This is a genomic window from Streptomyces sp. NPDC003379 (assembly GCF_053589195.1).
This window is the reverse complement of sequence record NZ_JBSFRK010000003.1, coordinates 221,819-241,059: the sequence shown is the minus strand read 5'-3', so window position 1 is coordinate 241,059 and position 19,241 is coordinate 221,819. Positions and strand designations below refer to the sequence as shown.

General features: G+C 72.8%; 18 protein-coding genes. 7 read left to right on the top strand and 11 right to left on the bottom strand.

The features are described from left to right. Positions 1-13: 13 nt before the first annotated feature. Both ACWDVB_RS04730 and ACWDVB_RS04725 read right to left on the bottom strand, forming a co-directional pair. Positions 14-583 carry a tellurite resistance TerB family protein gene (locus tag ACWDVB_RS04730; protein ID WP_451513892.1) on the bottom strand — a complete coding sequence of 190 codons (570 nt, stop codon included), beginning with the start codon at positions 581-583 and terminating at the stop codon, positions 14-16. A 94-nt stretch (positions 584-677) separates the two neighbouring features. Continuing rightward, positions 678-1,103 carry a pyridoxamine 5'-phosphate oxidase family protein gene (locus ACWDVB_RS04725; RefSeq protein ID WP_451513893.1) on the bottom strand — a complete coding sequence of 142 codons (426 nt, stop codon included), beginning with the start codon at positions 1,101-1,103 and terminating at the stop codon, positions 678-680. A gap of 121 nt (positions 1,104-1,224) precedes the next feature. On the opposite strand from ACWDVB_RS04725, the gene ACWDVB_RS04720 reads away from it, so the two are divergent. The 4 genes from ACWDVB_RS04720 to ACWDVB_RS04705 all read left to right on the top strand — a co-directional run bounded on the left by ACWDVB_RS04720 (position 1,225) and on the right by ACWDVB_RS04705 (position 5,857). After that, positions 1,225-2,091, top strand: coding sequence for a LysR family transcriptional regulator (locus ACWDVB_RS04720; protein WP_451513894.1), 867 nt, complete (start codon positions 1,225-1,227; stop codon positions 2,089-2,091). 100 nt (positions 2,092-2,191) lie between these two features. Beyond that, the gene (locus ACWDVB_RS04715; protein WP_451513895.1) at positions 2,192-2,725 is read left to right on the top strand and encodes a 2Fe-2S iron-sulfur cluster-binding protein; all 534 of its coding nucleotides are present in this window, start codon (positions 2,192-2,194) and stop codon (positions 2,723-2,725) included. After that, entirely contained in the window at positions 2,722-3,717 is a 996-nt protein-coding gene (locus tag ACWDVB_RS04710; protein ID WP_451513896.1) for an FAD binding domain-containing protein, read from the top strand. Before ACWDVB_RS04715 ends, ACWDVB_RS04710 begins: the two co-directional genes overlap by 4 nt. Before the next feature lie 43 nt (positions 3,718-3,760). Then, the gene (locus ACWDVB_RS04705; protein ID WP_451513897.1) at positions 3,761-5,857 is read left to right on the top strand and encodes a xanthine dehydrogenase family protein molybdopterin-binding subunit; all 2,097 of its coding nucleotides are present in this window, start codon (positions 3,761-3,763) and stop codon (positions 5,855-5,857) included. Positions 5,858-5,992: 135 nt separating this feature from the next. Here ACWDVB_RS04705 and ACWDVB_RS04700 read toward each other — a convergent pair whose 3' ends face one another. The 6 genes from ACWDVB_RS04700 to ACWDVB_RS04675 all read right to left on the bottom strand — a co-directional run bounded on the left by ACWDVB_RS04700 (position 5,993) and on the right by ACWDVB_RS04675 (position 12,345). Continuing rightward, a complete protein-coding gene (locus ACWDVB_RS04700; RefSeq protein WP_451513898.1) occupies positions 5,993-7,027 on the bottom strand; it encodes a PHP domain-containing protein in 1,035 nt (344 codons plus the stop codon). 102 nt (positions 7,028-7,129) lie between these two features. Next, the gene (locus ACWDVB_RS04695; protein ID WP_451513899.1) at positions 7,130-7,390 is read right to left on the bottom strand and encodes a hypothetical protein; all 261 of its coding nucleotides are present in this window, start codon (positions 7,388-7,390) and stop codon (positions 7,130-7,132) included. 333 nt (positions 7,391-7,723) lie between these two features. Continuing rightward, complete coding sequence (locus tag ACWDVB_RS04690) at positions 7,724-9,193, bottom strand: aminotransferase class I/II-fold pyridoxal phosphate-dependent enzyme (RefSeq protein ID WP_451513900.1); 1,470 nt, start codon at positions 9,191-9,193, stop codon at positions 7,724-7,726. Positions 9,194-9,244: 51 nt separating this feature from the next. Next, a complete protein-coding gene (locus ACWDVB_RS04685; RefSeq protein WP_451513901.1) occupies positions 9,245-10,090 on the bottom strand; it encodes a SigB/SigF/SigG family RNA polymerase sigma factor in 846 nt (281 codons plus the stop codon). A gap of 305 nt (positions 10,091-10,395) precedes the next feature. Continuing rightward, positions 10,396-11,058, bottom strand: coding sequence for an HAD family hydrolase (locus ACWDVB_RS04680; RefSeq protein WP_451513902.1), 663 nt, complete (start codon positions 11,056-11,058; stop codon positions 10,396-10,398). A 24-nt stretch (positions 11,059-11,082) separates the two neighbouring features. Continuing rightward, positions 11,083-12,345, bottom strand: coding sequence for a cytochrome P450 (locus tag ACWDVB_RS04675; protein WP_451513903.1), 1,263 nt, complete (start codon positions 12,343-12,345; stop codon positions 11,083-11,085). A 310-nt stretch (positions 12,346-12,655) separates the two neighbouring features. On the opposite strand from ACWDVB_RS04675, the gene ACWDVB_RS04670 reads away from it, so the two are divergent. Beyond that, the gene (locus tag ACWDVB_RS04670) at positions 12,656-15,469 is read left to right on the top strand and encodes a BTAD domain-containing putative transcriptional regulator (RefSeq protein WP_451513904.1); all 2,814 of its coding nucleotides are present in this window, start codon (positions 12,656-12,658) and stop codon (positions 15,467-15,469) included. A 79-nt stretch (positions 15,470-15,548) separates the two neighbouring features. On the opposite strand, the gene ACWDVB_RS04665 is transcribed toward ACWDVB_RS04670, so the two are convergent. From ACWDVB_RS04665 to ACWDVB_RS04655, 3 genes are all read right to left on the bottom strand, one after another. Next, positions 15,549-15,818, bottom strand: a complete 270-nt coding sequence (locus ACWDVB_RS04665) for a hypothetical protein (protein ID WP_451513905.1) — start codon at positions 15,816-15,818, stop codon at positions 15,549-15,551. 81 nt (positions 15,819-15,899) lie between these two features. Further along, positions 15,900-16,073, bottom strand: a complete 174-nt coding sequence (locus tag ACWDVB_RS04660) for a hypothetical protein (RefSeq protein WP_451513906.1) — start codon at positions 16,071-16,073, stop codon at positions 15,900-15,902. 152 nt (positions 16,074-16,225) lie between these two features. Beyond that, the gene (locus ACWDVB_RS04655; protein WP_451513907.1) at positions 16,226-17,719 is read right to left on the bottom strand and encodes an alpha/beta hydrolase; all 1,494 of its coding nucleotides are present in this window, start codon (positions 17,717-17,719) and stop codon (positions 16,226-16,228) included. Between the two features lie 157 nt (positions 17,720-17,876). On the opposite strand from ACWDVB_RS04655, the gene ACWDVB_RS04650 reads away from it, so the two are divergent. After that, positions 17,877-18,077, top strand: coding sequence for a DUF4236 domain-containing protein (locus tag ACWDVB_RS04650; protein ID WP_451513908.1), 201 nt, complete (start codon positions 17,877-17,879; stop codon positions 18,075-18,077). 229 nt (positions 18,078-18,306) lie between these two features. After that, positions 18,307-19,209, top strand: coding sequence for an MBL fold metallo-hydrolase (locus tag ACWDVB_RS04645; RefSeq protein ID WP_451513909.1), 903 nt, complete (start codon positions 18,307-18,309; stop codon positions 19,207-19,209). Positions 19,210-19,241 lie beyond the last annotated feature (32 nt).

Sequence of the window (19,241 nt, the reverse complement as noted above, 5' to 3'; positions counted from 1 at the left end):
TGCGAGCCGGTGCTCAGAGGCCGAACTCCTGCGGGGACACGCCCAGTGCGGCGCACGCCTCGCGCAGGACCTGCTCCTCGGCCGGGGCGATGTATCCGTCCGCACCGGCGACTACGAAGCCGGTCTGTACGACCGCCTTGGCCTCCATCGGCTTCTTCGCCGCCTTGGCGATCTCCTGCATGGCCTGGGTCCTGCCCTGCTGGAAGTTGACCGTCAGCTGGTCCACGTGCTTGTTGAACCGCTGGCGCAGCTGGTCGGGCGGGAAGTTCTGCAGGACGTCGTTCTGCAGGATCAGCGTCTCCACGTGCTGCCGCTCGGCGGGGTCGACCGATCCGTCGGCGGCCGCTACCAGGGCGCACATCGCCATGCTGGCGTCCCGGTAGGCACCGCTCTTCAGTTCCGTCTTGAGGGAGGCCAGCTGGGACTTGAGCACGCCCACGAGCTGGGCCTTCGATCCCCCGCCGGGTTTCGATCCCCCGCCGGACCCGGAACCCGGCTGTCCGTGGCCGCCGGAGCTCCGTGCCCCCTGCGACTGCTGCTGCAGACCCTTGGCCTGGTCCTTGAGCCGGTCCCACATCGCCATCCGTGCCACCTCGGTTAAGCGTTCACTTGGCCGCGCGTGATCCGCGCGTCCTTCTGCCAACGCCTCCGCGGCTTCCGAAGTTCCGGGGTCGAGCTCACGGCGAGCCGAGGTCGGCGGAGTACCAGTGTTCGGGGCGCAGGTAGTAGACGGCCTGTTCGCCGTGCTCCTTCTGCGCGAACTGGACGTACTCCTCCACCTTGTCGGCCGGAAGGTAGCGGGTCGACATCTCCCGCAGCTGCTCGCTCGTGGCGTCCTCGCTGCGGACCACGGGGCCCTCGACGGAGACGTAGCGGATGGTCGGCTCCAGGCGGTCGACCATCAGGGAGAAGCGTCCCGCCGCGGCGATCAGCCGGCCCTTCTTGGAGTGGCGTCCGGTCATCACCCACAGCTCGCCGCCGGGTGCGTACTGGTACCAGATCGGGAGCGTCAGTGGGGCCCGCCCCTTCTCCCCGGCCACGGCCAGCGCCCCGATGTGGGGTTCGGCCAGGAACTGCTCACGCTCTTCGACGCTGAGGGGCATGCGGCTCTCCTTCGGTGGTATGGGCCATGACAGCTCACCTGAACCTCAACTCGACTGCCCCGTGCGGGCATTCCCCGTGCTCGCGTCGTACCGTCGGCGGCCGCCGTTATGCTCCTGAGGCATGACCATCGAGCTGCGGCACCTGCGCGCGTTCCTCGCCATCGCCGAGGAAGGCAACGTCACCCGCGCCGCCGTCCGCCTCAATCTGAGTCAGCCCGCGCTCTCCCGTACGCTGCGCCAGCTCGAAGACCACCTGGGGGCCCGTCTCGTCGACCGTTCCACGCACCACCTCGAACTGACCTCCGAGGGACGTACATTCCGCGACAAGGCCGCCGCCGCTCTCTCCGCCGTCGAGACCGCCCTCGATCCCGGTGGGCTGAGCAGCTGGCCGCTGCGGCTCGGACACACCTGGGCGGCGCTCGGTGATCACACCGTTCCGCTGCTGCGCCGCTGGGACGAGACGCGTCCCGGCACTCCGCTGGAGCTGCTCCGCGTCGACGACCGCACGGCGGGGCTGACCCGGGGCAAGGTCGACGCGGCCCTGCTGCGCGGCTCCGTCACGGCGCCGGGACTCCGTACGGAACTGCTGCTGCGCGAGGAGCGCGTGGCGGTCATGCCGGCGGACAGCCCGCTGGCGGCCCTCCCCCAGGTCACCCTGGCGGACCTCGCCGCCCATCCGATCGCCATGAACACCGTCTCCGGCACCACGACACCGGAGCTGTGGCCCGCCGGGGCCCGTCCGGTGTCGACCGTCGAGGTCGGCAACACCGACGAGTGGCTCATCGCCATCGCGGCGGGACGTGCCCTGGGGGTCTCCACGTCGGCGACCCCGAGCAACCACGCGCACCCCTCGCTGGTCTACCGTCCGCTCGCGGACGCGCCGACCGTCCCGCTCGTCCTGGCCTGGCGCGAGGGACCGGGACAGCACCCGGCCCTCTCCGATCTGATGGCCGTCGTACGGGAGATCCTGGCGACGGGCGGAGGCTGAGACACCTGCGGCTCCCTCCGGCATGCCGGAACGTGTGTCCTGGCTCAGGCTGGATAAACGGTCACCTCATGGACCACGTCGGACGAGGGAGCAGAGCGTCATGGGAACCGAAGTGTTCCACTCGGAAGTGCCCCTGACGGTGAACGGCGAGTCCTGCCGCGTCACCGTCGACCACCGCTCGACGCTGCTGGACGTCCTGCGCGAGCAGCTGGGCCTGACCGGCGCCAAGAAGGGCTGCGACCACGGCCAGTGCGGTGCCTGCACCGTCCTCGTCGACGGGCGCCGCGCGAACAGCTGTCTGTTGCTCGCCGTCGCCCATGAGGACTGTGACATCACCACCGTGGAGGGGCTGCGCTCCGCCGACGGCGAGGGCACGCATCCCCTTCAGCGGGCCTTCGTGGAGCGCGACGCCTTCCAGTGCGGCTACTGCACCCCGGGGCAGATCTGCTCCGCCGTCGGGGCTGTCGCCGAGGCCGAGGCGGGCCACCCCTCGCATGTCACGGACCCGGGCGCGGACACGGGGGCGCCCGTGGAGCTGACCAGGGACGAGATCCGCGAGCGGCTCAGCGGCAACCTGTGCCGGTGCGGCGCCTATCCGCACATCGTCGAGGCCGTGGAGGACGTAATCCGGTGAAGTCCTTCATGTACGTACGCGCCCACAGCGTCGACGAGGCGACCGCGGCGCACGCGGGCCGCCCCAGCTCCCGCTATCTGGGCGGCGGCACCAATCTGGTGGACCTGATGAAGCTGGGCGTGGAGCGTCCGGAAACGCTGATCGACGTCAGTGGGCTGCCGCTGGACTCGGTCGAGGAGCTTCACGACGGGTCCGTCCGCGTCGGGGCGACGGTGCGCAACAGCGACCTCGCCGCCCATCCGCTGGTGCGCGCTCGCTATCCGGTGCTGTCCCAGGCGCTGCTCGCGGGCGCCTCCGGTCAGCTCCGCAACATGGCCACGACCGGCGGCAACCTCCTCCAGCGCACCCGCTGCCCGTACTTCCAGGATCTGAGCAAGCCGTGCAACAAACGGGAGCCGGGCACCGGCTGCGCGGCGCGGGACGGCGTCCACCGCGACCACGCGATTCTGGGCCAGTCGCCGCAGTGCATCGCCACGCACCCCTCCGACATGGCGGTGGCGCTGGCCGCGCTCGACGCGCGGGTGGAGCTGTACGGAGCGGCCGGCCGGCGCACCGTCCCGGCGGCCGAGTTCCACCGTCTGCCGGGCGACCGTCCCGACGTGGAGACGGAGATCAGGCACGGCGAGCTGATCACCGGTGTCCTGCTCCCGCCCTCGACCGCCGGGCTGCCGTCCGCCTACCGCAAGGCCCGCGACCGCGCCTCGTACGCCTTCGCGCTCGCCTCCGTGGCCGTGGTCCTGAACGTCGAGGCGTCCGTCGTACGCGACGTACGGATCGCTTTCGGCGGTCTGGCGCACCGGCCCTGGCGCGCGCTGCGTGCCGAGCGGGCGCTGCTGGGCGCCGCGCCGACCGAGGAGGCGCTGCGGCGGGCCGTCGACGCCGAGCTCGCCGCCGCGGAACCGTTGCGGGACAACGCGTTCAAGGTGCCCCTGGCCCGCAACATCGCGTGTGACGTCCTGCGGCGCCTGGCCGCGTCGTCCGCCGTCTCCTGACTCGGCCCCCGCCCCCTCCTCCGCCATCCAGGGAGAAACACCCATGCCGGACACCGTCAGTGCTCTCGGGGCACCCACCGAGCGCAGGGAAGGCCACGCCAAGGTGACCGGGGCCGCCCGTTACGCCGTCGAGCGCACACCCGACGGCTGCGCCTACGCCTGGCCGGTCCCGGCCACGGTGGCGCGCGGCGAGGTCACCTCCGTCGACGACACGGCGGCCCTCGCCCTGCCCGGCGTCATCGACGTCCTCAGCCATCTGAACGCGCCCCGCCTGGTCGAGCCGGACGACGCGACCCTCGCCGTCCTCCAGGACGCGCACGTACCGCACCGCGGCTGGTACGTCGCTCTCGTCGTCGCCAGGACCCTGGAGGCGGCCCGCGAAGGCGCCGCCGCCGTCCGGGTGAGCTACGCCGAGGAGCCCCACGACGTCACTCTGCGCGCCGATCACCCCGACGCCTACGTGCCCGAGGACTCCGACGGCACCTCCGGAGAGCACGCACGCGGTGACGCCGAAGGCGCGTTCGACTCCGCGCCCGCCCGCGTCGATGTCGTCTACCGGGTGCCGCCGCTGCACAACCACCCCATGGAGCCGCACGCGGCGACCGCCCGCTGGCACGACGGGCGGCTGACCGTGCACGACTCCAGCCAGGGCGCCACCACCGTGCGCGACACCCTGGCAGCCATGTTCGCGCTGCCGAAGGAGCGGATCACGGTCGTCTCCGAGCACGTCGGCGGCGGCTTCGGTGCCAAGGGCACGCCCCGGCCGCACGTGGTGCTCGCCTCCATGGCCGCCCGCGTGACCGGACGGCCGGTGAAGATCGCCCTGCCGCGGCGGCAGTTGGCGACCGTCGTGGGCCACCGCTCGCCGACCCTTCAGCGGGTGCGGCTGGGCGCGGAGGCGGACGGCACGCTGACCTCCGTGATCCATGAGGTGACCTCGCACACCTCACGTATCAAGGAGTTCGCGGAGACGGCCGCCGCCGCGACGCGCGTCATGTACGCCTCGCCGCACGGCCGTACCGCCCACCGGGTGGTGCCGCTCGACGTGCCGAGCCCTTCCTGGATGCGGGCGCCGGGCGAGGCGCCCGGCATGTACGCGCTGGAGTCGGCGATGGACGAACTCGCCGTGCGCCTGGACATGGACCCCATCGAGCTGCGGCTGCGCAACGACACCCGGACGGAGCCCGACAGCTCCCGGCCCTTCAGCAGCCGGCATCTCGCCGAGTGCCTGCGCGAGGGGGCCCGGCTCTTCGGCTGGTCCGAGCGCGATCCTCGGCCCCGCTCGCGCGCCGAGGGGCCCGTCCTGGTGGGCAGCGGGGTCGCCTCCGCGACGTATCCGGTGCTCGCCTCGCCGTCCCGGGCGAGCGCGCACGCCTACCCGGACGGCAGCTTCGTGGTCCGCGTCAACGCCACCGACATCGGTACGGGCGCCCGTACCGTGCTCGCCCAGGTCGCCGCCGACGCCCTCGGTGTCCCGGTGGAGCGCGTGCGCGCCGACATCGGCAGCAGCGACCTGCCGGACGCGCCGCTGGCGGGCGGTTCCTCCGGGACGGCGTCCTGGGGGTGGGCGGTCCATGAGGCGTGTACGCGACTGGCGGCGCGCCTGTCCGGGCAGCAGGGGCAGCAGTTGCCGCCGGAGGGAGTGGGCGCCACGGCCGACACGACGGGCGCCGCGGACGCGGACAGCGACTACGCCCGGCACGCCTTCGGCGCGCACTTCGCCGAGGTCGGCGTCGACACGGTGTCCGGCGAGGTACGCGTGCGCCGGCTGCTGGGCGTCTACGCGGCGGGCCGCATCCTCAACGCCCGCACGGCGCGCTCCCAGTTCATCGGGGCGATGACCATGGGCCTGGGGATGGCGCTGACGGAAAGCAGCACCATGGACGCCGCCTTCGGCGACTTCGCGGAGTGCGACCTCGCCTCGTACCACGTCCCGGCCCACGCGGACGTCCCCGCGATCGAGGCGCACTGGATCGACGAGGAAGACCCCCATCTGAACCCCATGGGCAGCAAGGGAATCGGCGAGATCGGCATCGTCGGAACAGCCGCGGCCATCGGCAACGCGGTCCACCACGCAACCGGCGTACGGCTACGGGAACTACCGCTCACGCCGGATCGGCTGCTGGCGGGGGGCGGCTGAGCGCTCCGCTGGGAGTGCCGCGACGCGATGTGCCGTAGGTCGACTGCGGCGCCGTCGTGGCTGGTCGAGCAGTTCCCCGCGCCCCTTCGGGCGCCTGCCGATGGTGGCGTCCGGCCCGTGGCCGGGTCAGGATGGTCAGGATGTGGGTCTGGCTCGGCTCTCGCGGGTCCAGGCCAGCAGTTCGTCCGCAGGCCAGGTCGTCACCACGCGGTCGGCGGGGACACCGCACTCCTCGGCCCTCTCGCACCCGATGATCTGCCAGTCCAGCTGGCCCGGGGCGTGCGCGTCGGTGTCCACGGAGAAGAGGGTCCCGGCCTCGACGGCCCGGCGCAGCAGGCGGCGCGGCGGGTCGAGCCGCTCGGGACGGCTGTTGATCTCCACCGCCGTGCCGGCCGCCGCGCACGCGGCGAACACCTCGTCCGCGTCGAACTGCGACTCCGGCCTGCCGCGCCCGGTGACGAGCCGGCCGGTGCAGTGGCCGAGGACATCCGCCCGGGGGTCGCTGACGGCGGTGACCATGCGGCGCGTCATCGCGGGGGCGTCCATGCGCAGCTTGGAGTGGACCGACACGACCACCACGTCCAGCCGGTCGAGCAGTTCGGGCTCCTGGTCGAGGGAGCCGTCGTCGAGGATGTCGCACTCGATGCCGGTGAGCAGCCGGAAGGGCGCCCAGCGCGTGTTGAGGTCCGCGACCACCTCCAGTTGCTCGCGCAGCCGCTCCGGCGACAGCCCGCGCGCGATGGTCAGCCGCGGCGAGTGGTCGGTGAGTACCGCCCACTCGTGCCCGAGGGCCTGGGCCGCGCGGCCCATCTCCTCGATCGGGCTGCCGCCGTCGGACCAGTCGGAGTGCAGGTGGCAGTCGCCGCGAAGCAGCGCGCGCAGCTCGGCGCCGGCGCCGCCTTCGGTGAGCGGGCCCCCCGCTTCGCCTTCCAGGCGTTCCAGATACGCCGGTACGCCACCGGAGAGCGCCTCGCGGACCACGCCCGCGGTCTTGGGCCCGACGCCCTTGAGCGACTCCAGGGTCCCGTCGGCGGCACGCCGGGCGACTTCGCCGTCGGCCAGCGCTCCGAGCACGGCGGCCGCGGTGCGAAAGGCCCGCACGCGGTAGGTCGGGGCGCGTCCGCGTTCCAGCAGAAAGGCGATCCGCTCCAGCGCCTCCACGGGCTCCATCGGCACCTCCGGCCGCCGGTGTACGTGTCCTTCCAGCGTCGCGCATGACGGGCCGCCGGGCACGGCGAGTCCCGGGTCACCGGGCGTTTGGGGGGCGTGGCCTCAGCCGGTGGGTTCGTCCGGCTGCGGGTGATCGGTGCTGCCGGGGCCCGACGCGTCGGCGTCCGATGTGTCGCGCCTGCCGGTTCCGGCCTCGTCCGTGTCGGGTACGTCGGCGTCGGCGTCGCCCGGTGTGTTGCCCTCGGCGGCCGGTTGCTCGTCCAGGTCCCAGGGGTCGTTCTCGTCGGAAGCCTGCTGGTCCGGCAGGTCCCTGGGCACGGGCGGGCCGTCCTGGCCCGGGGACGGGGGATTACGTTCGGTCATGGGCTGTGCTCCGTTCCCTCGGCGCTGTTTCGACCTTACGACGTGGAAGCGCAGGTACCCGCCGCCGCAGCGACGACACCCCGGTTCGGGTGCCGGTTGCACAGGCTGTCGGCGCACCGCCGCCTCCACCAGAGGGAGGGGCTGCGGCGTTCGTGCGCCGCCATCAGTGCCATGCCATCGCCGGCAGCGCCGTGGCGGTCCTCTCGACCGTCGCCGCCGCGCGCACGAGCGCCGAGGCGGCTCCGTCCACCACCTCGGCGCTCGCCGCCGGTTACCGGGCGGCGGCCTTCGTCGTCGCGGCCGTCGGCGCGCTGCTCGGCGGCCTGCTGATCCTCACTCGGCGACGACCCGTACGGTGTTCAGTTCGCTGTCCTTGGCGTCGGGGAGGTTCATCCCGGCGGCCACGCCGCTGCGCAGATAGCGCAGCACGGGCTCGGTGAGCCGCTCGCCGGGGAGCGCGGCGGGGATGCCGGGCGGATACGGAGTCATCATCTCCGCGGCGATCCGCCCCGCCGCCTCGGTCACCGGCACGTCCTCCACGGCCCCGAAGAACGCGTCGCGGGGCAGCATCGCCTGCCCCATCCGGAGTTCGGCGGCGGAGGGAACCTCCACCGGCGGCGCGGGGCGCGGGATCAGCGGGGTGTGTGCCAGTTCGCGCAGGGCCGCCAGCAGCGGGCCGGTCGTTCCGTGGTCGTCGCCGTGGGTGATCTGCGCGCTGATCCGGCGGTGGTCGCTGAGGTGCGCGTCGATGGAGTGGTGCCGGCGCAGCCAGTCCGCCGCCCGGTAGCCGCTGGTCCCCAGGCCGTCGACCTCGATGACGACCGGCAGTGGATCGAAGTCCGCCGCCAGGCCGGGCCCGCAGAAGTCGGCGCGGTCGTTCACGTGCAGGCCGTCGATCTCCTCGATCTCCGCCCGTACCCCGGACGCCAGGTCCAGTGCCCCGCCCATCAGTTGGTGGCCGTGCAGGGCCATCTGCCGCCGCCAGCCGTCGAGACCGGCGTAGATGAGGACGGAGGGGCTGGTGGTGCCGAGGAGGTCCGCGCAGTTCTCCAGGATCTCCGGGTCGATCAGGTCGCCCTGGAGGTGGAAGACGGAGCCCTGCTCAAGGCCGCTGCCCATCTTGTGGACGCTGGTCACGCAGATGTCGGCGCCCGCGTCCATCGCCCAGGACGGCAGGTCGGGATGGAACGGCAGATGCGCGCCCCATGCCTCGTCCACGACGAGCGGCCGCGACCGGCGGTGGCAGACGGCCGCGATGCCGCTCAGGTCGGCGCAGGCTCCGTACGGGGTCGGGCTGGTGACCAGGGCGCCTCGCGCGTCGGGGTGGACGGCGAACGCCGCCTCGAACTCCTCCGCCCCCGGCGGGTGGGCCAGATGGCGCTTCTCGTCCCACCTCGGTTCGACCCACACCGGCTCGATCCCGGAGAGGATCAGTCCGGAGACGACGGACTTGTGGGCGTCCCTGCCGATGAGCAGCTTCGTGCCGGGGCTCGCGATGGCCAGCATGGCCGCCTTGACCGAGAGCGAACTGCCGCACGTGGAGAAGAAGGTGTGCTCGGCGTGCACGGCGTCCGCCATGAGGTGCTCGGCCCGTTCGAGGACGCGGCCCCGGGTACGCCGGTCGTCGAGTCCTCCGGAGGCCAGCACGTCACCGTGGAAGGCGGCGTCACCGAGCACTTCGCGTACGGCCGGATCGGCGCCGCGGGCCTGTTTGTGGCCCGGCGGCGTGAAACCGATCCGGCCCTCGCTCCGGCGTTCGGCGAGAGCCTCCAGGACGGGGGCGCGGGTGTGATCAGGCAGCATGGGTCACGCGTTCCTGGGAGTCGAGCCGTCCTGTCCGGGTCAGCGGGGCGCTCACGCGGCGTGGGCGCGCTCGGCACCCGCGTGGCCGGCGTCGGCCTCGGCGCGCACCCGGGCGCAGCTGCGGCTGATCAGACGCGAGACGTGCATCTGCGATATGCCGAGTTCCTCCGCGATCCGGCTCTGCGTCATGTCCTCGAAGAAGCGCAGGTACAAGATGGTCCGCTCGCGTTCCGGCAGCTGCCGCAGGCCCGCCTTGGCCGCCTCCCGGTCGGTGATGCAGTCGTACGCGGGGTCGGGCGCCCCCAGTGTGTCGGCGAGGCTGAAGCCGTCCGGGTCGGCGGAGGAGATCTCGGCGTCGAGCGACAGGGCGCTGTAGCCCTCCATGGCCTCCATGCCGTCCCGGACCTCGTCCTCGGTGAGCCCCGCGTGCTCGGCGATCTCGGCGATGCCGGGCTCGGGACCGCTGCCCGGCCGGTCGAGCAGCTCACGGCGCGCGACACGGACCTTGTTCCGCAGTTCCTGGACGCGACGGGGCACGCGCACGTCCCACATGCGGTCGCGGAAGTGGCGCCGCAGCTCGCCGGTGATGGTGGGCACCGCGTAGCTCTCGAAGGCGCCGCGTCCGGGCTCGTACCGGTTGACCGCCTTGACCAGACCCATCGCGGCGACCTGCTGCAGGTCCTCGATGCTCTCGCCCTTGTTCCGGAACCGACCGGCTATCCGGTGCGCCATGGGCAGCCAGGCCTCGACGATCTCCTCGCACAGCAGCTCGCGCTCGGGGCCGTCCTCAAGGGTGGCGAGGCGGGCGAATTCCGCCGCGGTGTCGGGTGCGTCGTTGTGGGGGTGCCGGGTCGTCGAACGACGACGGGCAGAGTACGCAGTCAGGTCCGTAAGCATCAGTGAATCGCTCCTCAACGGTGCCGCCAACAGGGACCGCGGGAAACGGGGCGCCCCGGTGACAGGCATCCACCAGGAGTCGACATACCGCTCCCGCGAACGCGCCTCCGGTCCGAAGCACGATATTCGCCTGCCCTTCGAATCTGCGCCCAAACAGACTCCTCCGCAAAGCGAGCCGGGGGCATATCTCCGGTCAGAGGGGGCAGACGCGCCCGGGGGTGCGCAGCGTCGGAACGGCCATGGACGCCACGCCTCGCCGACCGGCCGCATTGGGGTGCGGCCGGTCGGTCCGCGTCTGCTCCCGCCTATTCCCCGGCGGGGAGGGCGCTGTCCAGGCGGTCCAGCAGATCGGCGGGGTCCGCGTACACCGCACTGGCCCCGGCCTCCTCCAGGTCGCTTCGGGGGATGCCTCCGCAGAGCAGCGCGACGCTCCGTACGCCCGCCCGGGAGGCGGCCCGCATGTCCCATACGGTGTCGCCGACGAACAGCGCCTCGTCCGGGGAGGACCGAGCGATGTCGAGGGCGTGGTGCACGGGGTCGGGAGCGGGTTTGCCCGAGGACACGTCGTCCGAGCTGGCGATGCCGGCGATGACGTCGTCCGCGTCGATGGCCCGGCGCAGCGCGCCGAGCTCCGCTCCGCCCGCGGACGTCGCCAGGACGATGCGCCAGCCGCGGCCGTCCAGGGCGTGCAGCAGTTCACGGGCGCCGTTCAGCGCGGGCAGCCGGTCGAAGTACGTGCCGTACAGGGTGCTGTGCGCGGAGCTGATCTCCTCGTCGCGGTCGCGGTCGCGTCCGTCGCCGAGCAGGTGGGCGATGAGGTCGGTCGAGCCGAGGCCGATGGCGTGGTGGATGTCGTGCATCGCGACGTGCCGGCCGGCTTGGCGGAATGCTTCCCACCACGTGATGACATGCAGGTGGTTGGTGTCGGTGAGCGTTCCATCGACATCGAACAGCGCGGCACGCGTCATGGCTGCACACCCTTCCCTTCGTTCTCAACGCACGTCTGTTCGTTCTCCGTGTACGTCTGTCATGACGAAGCCGCTGCGGGGCCTGGTCGGGACCCGGTGCAGCGGGATACGCAAGTCCTGTTCGGGGACGCGGTAGTCGAGCCGCGCGAGGCGCGGGAGCAGAGCGGTCAGCACCGCCAGGGTGACGTCCTCGCCGGGGCAGCGGTGCCCTTGGGCGGCGTCGCCGCCGCCCTGGGGGACGAGTTCGTCGCGGCCGGGTTCGCGGCCGGTGAACCGCTCGGGGTCGAAGGTGTACGGCGCGTCCCACAGCTCGGGGTCGTGGTTCTGTCCGTAGAGGTCGAGCAGGACCATGGTGCCCTTTCGGATCGGCTCGCCGTGCCAGTCCAGGTCGCTGGGCGCGAGACCGGCGACGAACGGCGCGAACGGGTAGAAGCGCCGCAGCTCGTGGGCGAACGCCCGGGCGTAGTCCATGCCCTCCGCGGCGAGCCGCTCCCGCAGCGCCGGATGCCGGTGCAGCGCGTGCGCGCCGAAGACCGTGAACCAGGTGACGGCGACGGTCGGCCGCAGGACGTTGAGGACCTCCACGGCGGCCGTGCGGGGGTCGAGCGGCTGTCCGTCGGCCTCGCGGTGCGCGGCCACGGCCTCCACCACGGTGGGCGGTGCACCGCCCTTCTCCGACGGGCCGTGGCCGGCTGCCCGGACGTCCTCGATCAGACGGGCCAGCCGCTTCTCCTGCCGCTGCCGGGCGCGCCGGGCCCGCCAGTGGCGGGGCCCCGCGGTGGCGAATCCGTCGACCATGGCCACCAGGTCGTGGGCGGTCCGCCGCGCTTCGCCGTCTCCCTGCTCCGTGAGGGGGACCCCGGCCCAGGCGCACACGGCTCGCGTGATCAGGACGCTCACCTCGTCGAACAGCGTCACCTGCGAGCGGTCGGCCCACTCCTTGCCGGCCCGTTCCCATTCGTCGCCGACGCGCTGGGCCAACGCGGTGACGCCCGCCGCGTCCTGGAGGAGCGACATGAAGAGGGCCTTGCGCTTGCGGTGCTCCTCCCCGTCGAGGGTGTGCACCGCGCCCTTGCCGAAGAGGGTGCTCAGTACGGGTTCGGGCAGGGCCGAACGGCGGCGTACATGGTCCTCGTCGTAGAAGAACGTGACGGCCGCCGGACCGCGCAGCGCGATGGCGGGCTTGCCCAGCAGGCGGGTGCGTACGGGCCCCGGACCCTTGCGGCGGCTCAGGTCGGGAAGCCACGCGTACCCCTGGGCGAGCAGCGGCAGCGTGTGGTCCAGCATGAGGTCCTCCTGGGTGGGAACGACGCAGACCGTGGCATGTGACGTGTGACATGTGGCATGAGGGCCGATGCCCCTCATCGGCATCCTGACCGAATCAGGACCCGCATGCATTTCCCCGGCCGGCGCACGACTCGGTCTCCGGCGGTCCGCCGATCAGGATGGTGGTGATCGGCGGACCATGGTGACCGGGTGCCCCACGTTGCCTCCGTGAACCGGAGTGAAGGACGTGGAACCGGGGCCTGCGGCGTGACGGTGGGACAGGTGTGCGGTTCCGGTAATCTGGATCTTTTCCCGCAGAGGAGTTGCATCAGTGGAGTTCCGGCTGCTCGGAGCGGTTTCCGTCGCCACTGAGGTCGGCGTGCTGCCGCTCGGTCCCGCCAAGCGGCGCAGCCTGCTCGCCGCGCTGCTGCTGAGGCCCAACCATCCTGTTCCGGTGGATCAGTTGGCGGCCGCGCTGTGGGATCAGGAGCCTCCTGCGCGTGCCCGCGGGGTCATCCAGGGACATGTGTCCCAGCTGAGGGTCCTGCTCGCCGGCGCCGAGGCGGAGATGTTCGGCGTCGAGCTGGTCACGCAGGGCACGGCGTACGTCCTTCGGATGCCGGAGTCCCTGCTGGACGCCCACCGCTTCGAGGAGCTGGTGACGCTTGCCCGGAGCCAGCGGGCGCCCGGTGACGCCGTGGCGATGTATCAGGAAGCGCTGTCGTTGTGGCAGGGGCCCGCGCTGACCGGCGCGTATCCGAGCCAGCCGCTGCAGGCCGCGGCCCAGGCGCTGGAGGAGCTCCGGCTGGCGTCCGTGGAGTCGCTGGCGGGGGCTTACTCGCGGATGGGCGAGCATGCCCGGGCCGCCGCCGTGCTGCGGGCGGAGGCCGGCGCCCACCCGCTGCGCGAATCGCTGTCCGCCGCGCTGATGAGAGCGCTCCAGCGGGCGGGGCGCCGGACGGAGGCGCTCGACTGGTTCCACCGGACCCGGCGGCTGCTCGCCGACGAGTTGGGCGTCGACCCCGGCCGGGAGCTGGCCGACGCCTACGCGGTCGCACTGCGCGGGGCGGGTGAGGGCGAGGGCTCCGGTGAGAGGGAGGGGAGCCCTGCGGGGACGGCGGGATCGGTGTCGACCCCCGGCCCCGCCGCGGCTCGGGTTCCACCGCCTGCGCCTGCCTCGCCGCTGCCCGCTCCCGGCGCGGCCCTCGCACCGTCGCCTTCCCTCCCGGCCAGCACGATCGATCTGCTGCCACGCATGCCCCGCGGTTTCCACGGGCGAGCCGCGGAGCTCACCGCGCTGACCCGGGCCGCCGCCGGTGAAGCGCCCGTCTGTCTGGTCACCGGGCCCGCGGGCGTGGGCAAGACGGCGCTGGTGACGCAGTGGGCGCACCGCAACCGCGAGCTGTTTCCCGGCGGTCTGCTCTATGCCGATCTGCGCGGCTTCAGTGACACCGGCGAGCCGTCCCTCCTCGAAGTGCTGCGTGAGTTCCTGCTGGCGCTGGGGGTCGCGCCGCGCCGGATACCGGAGTCGGCCGGCGCCGCGTCCGCGCTGTTCCGCTCCCTCTCCGCAGAGCGTCAGCTCCTGGTCGTCCTGGACAACGCGCGGGCGTCCGAGCAGGTCAGGGAGTTGCTTCCGGGCGGCGCCCGCTGCGTCACCGTGGTCACGAGCCGCTACCGGCTGCGCGGCCTGATCGCCTCCGACGCGGCGCGTCCCGTACCCGTGGACGTACTCGAACCGGACGACAGCACCGCCCTTCTCGCCGCGGTGCTCGGCACGGAACGGGTGCTCGCGGAGGAGGTGGCCGCGCGGCGCCTCGCCGAGCTGTGCGGTGGGCTGCCGCTCGCGCTGCGGGTGGCCGCCGCCAGGCTCGCGGACCAGCCGGAGTCGCCGCTGAGCGTGATGTGCGCCGAACTGTCCGACGAGTCGAGGAGGTTGAGCCTCCTCGCCGTGGAGGACACCGGCGTACGCGCCGCCCTGTGGCTCACCGTGCGCCGGCTGCCCGCGAGCGCCGCGCGGCAGTTCGCCGAGCTGGGGCGGCACCCGGGCATGTACGTCGACCGGTACACGGCGGCGGCCCTCGCGGACACCGACCCGGCGACCGCCGAGGCCGCGCTGGACAAGCTCACCGCGGCGCACCTCGTCGTGCGGGCCGGGCCTGACCGCTGGACGCTGCACGATCTCGTACGGCTGTACGCGCGTGGCCTGGATGCCGGTGCCGACGCCCTGACGCGGGTGCTCGACCTGACCGTGGCCACCGCGCTGGCCGCCGCCGACGCGGCCGAGCCCGGTGACGAGTCGTGTTTCACGCTGCCCGCGGATTTCCATCCGCCGCGGGCCACCAAGGAGTTCGCCGATCGCGGGCAGGCCATGGCGTGGTACGCGGCCGAACGGGACGACCTGACGCTGGCGGCGGCCGCCGCGGACTCGGCGGGGCTGCACGGCAGGACGTGGCGGATCATCCTCGGGATGTGGCCGCAGATCGTATGGCGGGTGCAGGACGGCTGGACTCCCCTGCTCCGTACGGCACTTGAGGCGGCGCGGGCCGATGGTGACGCCCGCGCCGAGTCGCGGGTCCTGGCCCTGCTGGGGTGGGTGCTGACCGAGGAGGGCCGCATCGACGAGGCGCTCGTCCATCTGGAGGCCGCGCCCGTGCTCGCGGCGCGGGCACGGGACACGCGCGGCGAGGCGACCGCGCTGATCAACCTGTCGCTCGCCCAGGCCGCGCTCGGCAGCCCGGAAGAGGCCGCCGAGGGGTGCGCGCTCGCGGCGGAACTCGCGCACAGCGTCGGCGACCGCCACACGGAACGCCTCGCGCTTGGTCACCTCGCCCGGCACCGGCTGGACAGCAGGGAGTGGCAGGCGGCCCACGAGACGGCCATCGCCGCGCTGGACCTCGACAATCCCTCGGAGACGTCGGCGGCGGCCGGAGTGCTGCTGCTCACCACCATCGGCGAGGCGCTCCTGGGGATGGGCGACGAGACCGAGGGCATCCGACGCCTGGAGAACGCGGCCCTCGAAGCGGAGTCGTGCGGCTACGACGACGGCGCGGTACGGGCCCTCGGCGCGCTCCTGCGAGTCTCGGCGGACGCGGGGCTGCAGGCGCGGTACGACACGGCGATGGTGCGGCTGATGGCTCGGACGTAGCTCCGAGTGCTTCCTCGTCGGCGAGGCGGCATGCCCCCGGGCAGCGATGTCCGCGCCTTGGCGGGACGCCCCGTCACGATCACGCGTCGGCCGCTCCGCGGGCGGCTCGGTCGGCGGTGAGCTGCCGGTTCACCTCGGCCGTCTGCTCGGCCAGGGCCCGCGCCCTCGCCTCGGCCCGGTCCGCCCGGGCGTTGATGCGGGCGATGTCCTCCTCGATGACCTTGAGGGCCAGCTCGGCCGCGGCGTCCGCCTCCCGCGGGGGCAGGTCCTCGGGGAGGTCGGCCAGGGCACTCTTGACCGCCGGGATGCCGCCGCGGTCGTGGATCTCTTTCCAGAAGTCGTAATCCATCGCGCCATCCTCGCCGACCGGCCGCGCGCCGCGCGAGGCGGTGCCGTCGCCAGGTCGGAGACGGCTCGGGTCGGACACGGCCTAGGAAGCGGGGTCTGCGGGTGCGCTCGCCCGGGGCGGCATGCTGAAGTCCAGGACGTCCTGTGCCGTCTGCTGGGTCTCCTCCGCGGCCTTGCGGGCCGTGGCGACGACGTCGCCGTGCTCCTGGACGAGGGTGTGGTAGATCGGCGCCTGGGTGGCGTCATTGGCCGGCATGACCTGCGGCTCCTTGTTCGGTGACAGCGTGGTTCGGGTCGGCCGAGTGAGCGGCCGACCCGCGACCTTACGCGAACCCGGTGCGTGGACGGCACCCGCCCCCGATCATCAGTTCGGGACTTGTGACGACTTTCACAGGTGGAAGTGCCTGGTCAGGGGCAGCGGACGTCCCGGTCCGGCCGCTCCCCCGTCGCCAGATAGCGGGAGACCGTCCGGTCGCCGCATTCGTTTCCGTTGGCGAGGTAGGCGTTGTGGCCGGTGGCGTTGACGGTCACCATGGTGGCCCGGCGGCCGAGCGCTTCGCGCAGTCTCAGGGCGCCGTTCAGCGGGGTGGCGACGTCGCGCTCGTTCTGGACGAGGAGGATGTTCGACGGGCCGCGGTCGGTGATCCGCACCGGCGCCTCCTTCGGCTTGAAGGGCCACGCGGCACAGAGCATCGCGTTCCTGGTCATGCCGGCGGTCAGCGGATATGCGGCCCGGCTCTCGTCCACGCCCTTCTGGTAGGCGGCCGCCGAGGTGGGCCACGCGATGTCGTTGCAGAGGGTGCCCGCGCCGACCGCGGTGACGTTCTGGACCTGTCGGAGCGCCTCCTCGGACGGGGCCGGCGGCGCGGGCGGAACGGTGCCCTTCCGGGCGGCCAAGATGAGCTCGGCGAGTTCCGGGAAGCCGTCGGTGTCGTACAGCGCGTTCAGCATGGTCTGGCGCAGTACGTTGCCGTTCAGCTCGGCGGGGTTCGCGCCGGGCCAGGGGATCGGCTCGCGGTCCAGGCGCGCCGCGAGGCGCAGAAGGAGCGGGCGCACCTCGGCCTGCGTGGCGGCGAGGCGGGACGGATTGCCGGGCGCCGAGGCCCACTTGGCGAACTCGGGGAAGGTATCCTCGACGCCCGCTTCATGCGCCGCGAGCCAGCCGCGGCCTACGCGCGCGGGGTCGGGGTCGTCGTTGCTGTCGAGGACGACGCGGTCGGTGCGGTGCGGGAACATCTGGCTGTAGACGGCGCCGACGTACGTGCCGTAGGAGACACCCCACGCGGAGAGTCTCCGCTCGCCGAGCGCGGCGCGAATGCGGTCGATGTCGCGGGCGTTGTTGGCGGTGCTGATGTGCCGGATGAGTTCGCCGCCGTTGCGCGCGCAGGCGTCCGACGTGCGGCGGGCGGTGGCCATGTTCTCCGTGACGGAGCCGTCGGGGGCGGGCCAGGGCCGCAGCTTCGAGGGGGCCAGGTCGGCGAGGCCGAGGCCGCAGCTGACCGGGGTGGAGCGGCCGAGGCCGCGCGGGTCGAAGCCGATCAGGTCGTGCGCGTCCCGCACGCTCCGCGGCAGCTTCTGGCCCTTGCCGGAGGGGTCGTTCAGGCTGGAGCCGCCGGGCCCCTCGGGGATCAGGAGCAAGGCTCCTCGGTGGGCCGTGGGCTTCTCGGCGGGGATGCGGGAGATCGCGATCCCGATCTTCTTGCCGCCGGGGTCGGCGTAGTCCATCGGTACGTCGAGGGTGGCGCACTCCTGCCGGGGGTCGGGCTCTCTTCCCTCGCACTTGGCCCAGTCGAGCCGTGGCGGCGTGGCGGTCGTCGACGCCGAGGCGGCGAGCGGAGCGGTGAGGGTGAGGACGGCCGCGGAGGCGGCGAGCAGGGCGGTGTTCCGCTTGATCTTCGTCACACGGACAGCTTCGCCCGGCCGTCACTGCCGTCACATCCTCCCAACGGGCCTACCTGGGCGAGGGTTTACCCCGACGGGCCACCTAGGGGGCGGGCGGGGGCGGCACGTGAGGGGTGCCCCCCGCCGGGTACCCGGGGAGGGACTCAAGGAGGAGTCCATGCCACTCACGTTCCGCAAGAGCTTTCGGATACTTCCCGGTGTGCGTCTGAACATCAACAAGCGCTCCTGGTCCCTCACCACGGGCGGCCGTCACGGGCCGCGCCGCACCCACAGCAGCACGGGTCGGCGGACAACGTCGATGGATCTGCCCGGCCCCTTCGGCTGGCGTCGTACGACGCGGCGGGGCGGGCACCGGTAAGGGGGCGTGCAGCTCACGGCCATATGCCGTCCCACTCGCCGTGTCGCGGCGCACCGGTCCGCCCCATTTGTCGCCATGTACACCTCAAGCACCTCAAACATACGGGGTCTCGTCAGAGCGGCCTGCGCCCGTGGAAACAAGTGCCCGGCCCCCTTCCACTTCGGTCCGGCGCCGGGATACCCCTGGTAGGGAAGACCCGCCCCCTCCCCCGCAGGAAGTGAGTCCCACCGTGACCGACGACGCACCCGCCGCCCGGCCCCTGACCTCCGGTTGGTCCGTGGACGATCGCTGCACGAACTGCGACGTCGCCAGGCAGCTCGCGCCCGAGCTGATCCGTGAGGTCGACGGCCGCTCCGAAGTCCTCCGCCAGCCGCGCGACGCGGCGGAGGAACGCCTGCTGTACGCCGCCGCGTTCGCCTGCCACACCCGCTCCATCCGGCCCGCCTCCGGCCGGCTGGAAGAGGAGCGGGACCCCTATCCCCTGCCCGTCGACGACGCGGTCCTGTTCTGCGGGCAGAACTCCCCGCGCACCGCGGGCGCCAACTCCTACCTCCTGCGCCGCCCTTCGGGGAGCCTGATGATGGTGGACACCCCGCGCTGGAGCGAGGCGCTGGCCGCCCGGTACGAGAGGGTCGGGCCCGTCACCGACGTACTCCTCACCCACCGGGACCACGCCGCGCACGGCCGCCGGTACGCCGACCGCTTCCGGGCCCGGCTGTGGATCCACGAAGGTGACCTGGACGCCGCGCCCGACGCCGACCGCGTCCTGCGCGGCACCGACAGCGTCGAGATCGGCGACGGCGTCCTCGCCCATCCGCTGCCGGGCCACACCCGGGGCAGCGTGCTGTACGTCGCCGACGAGCGGTACTGCTTCAGCGGTGACAGTTTCTACTGGTCGCGTTCGACGGGTGACATCGAGGTGGCCGAGAGCGTCACCTGGTACTCCGTCGAGGAGCTGGCGGCCTCGTTGGCCCGCACGGCCGAACGGCTGCGCTTCGAGTGGCTGCTGCCCGGACACGGCGACCGCAGGCACCTGCCCGCCGCCGAAATGGCGGACCGGATGCGGTCGTTGACCGCTCGTACGGCCACCCTGCGGCCACGCCCGGTGGACTTCACGGCCCTGCGCTGGTGACCGCGTGGCAACGCCGGCGCCCCCGTGACGAG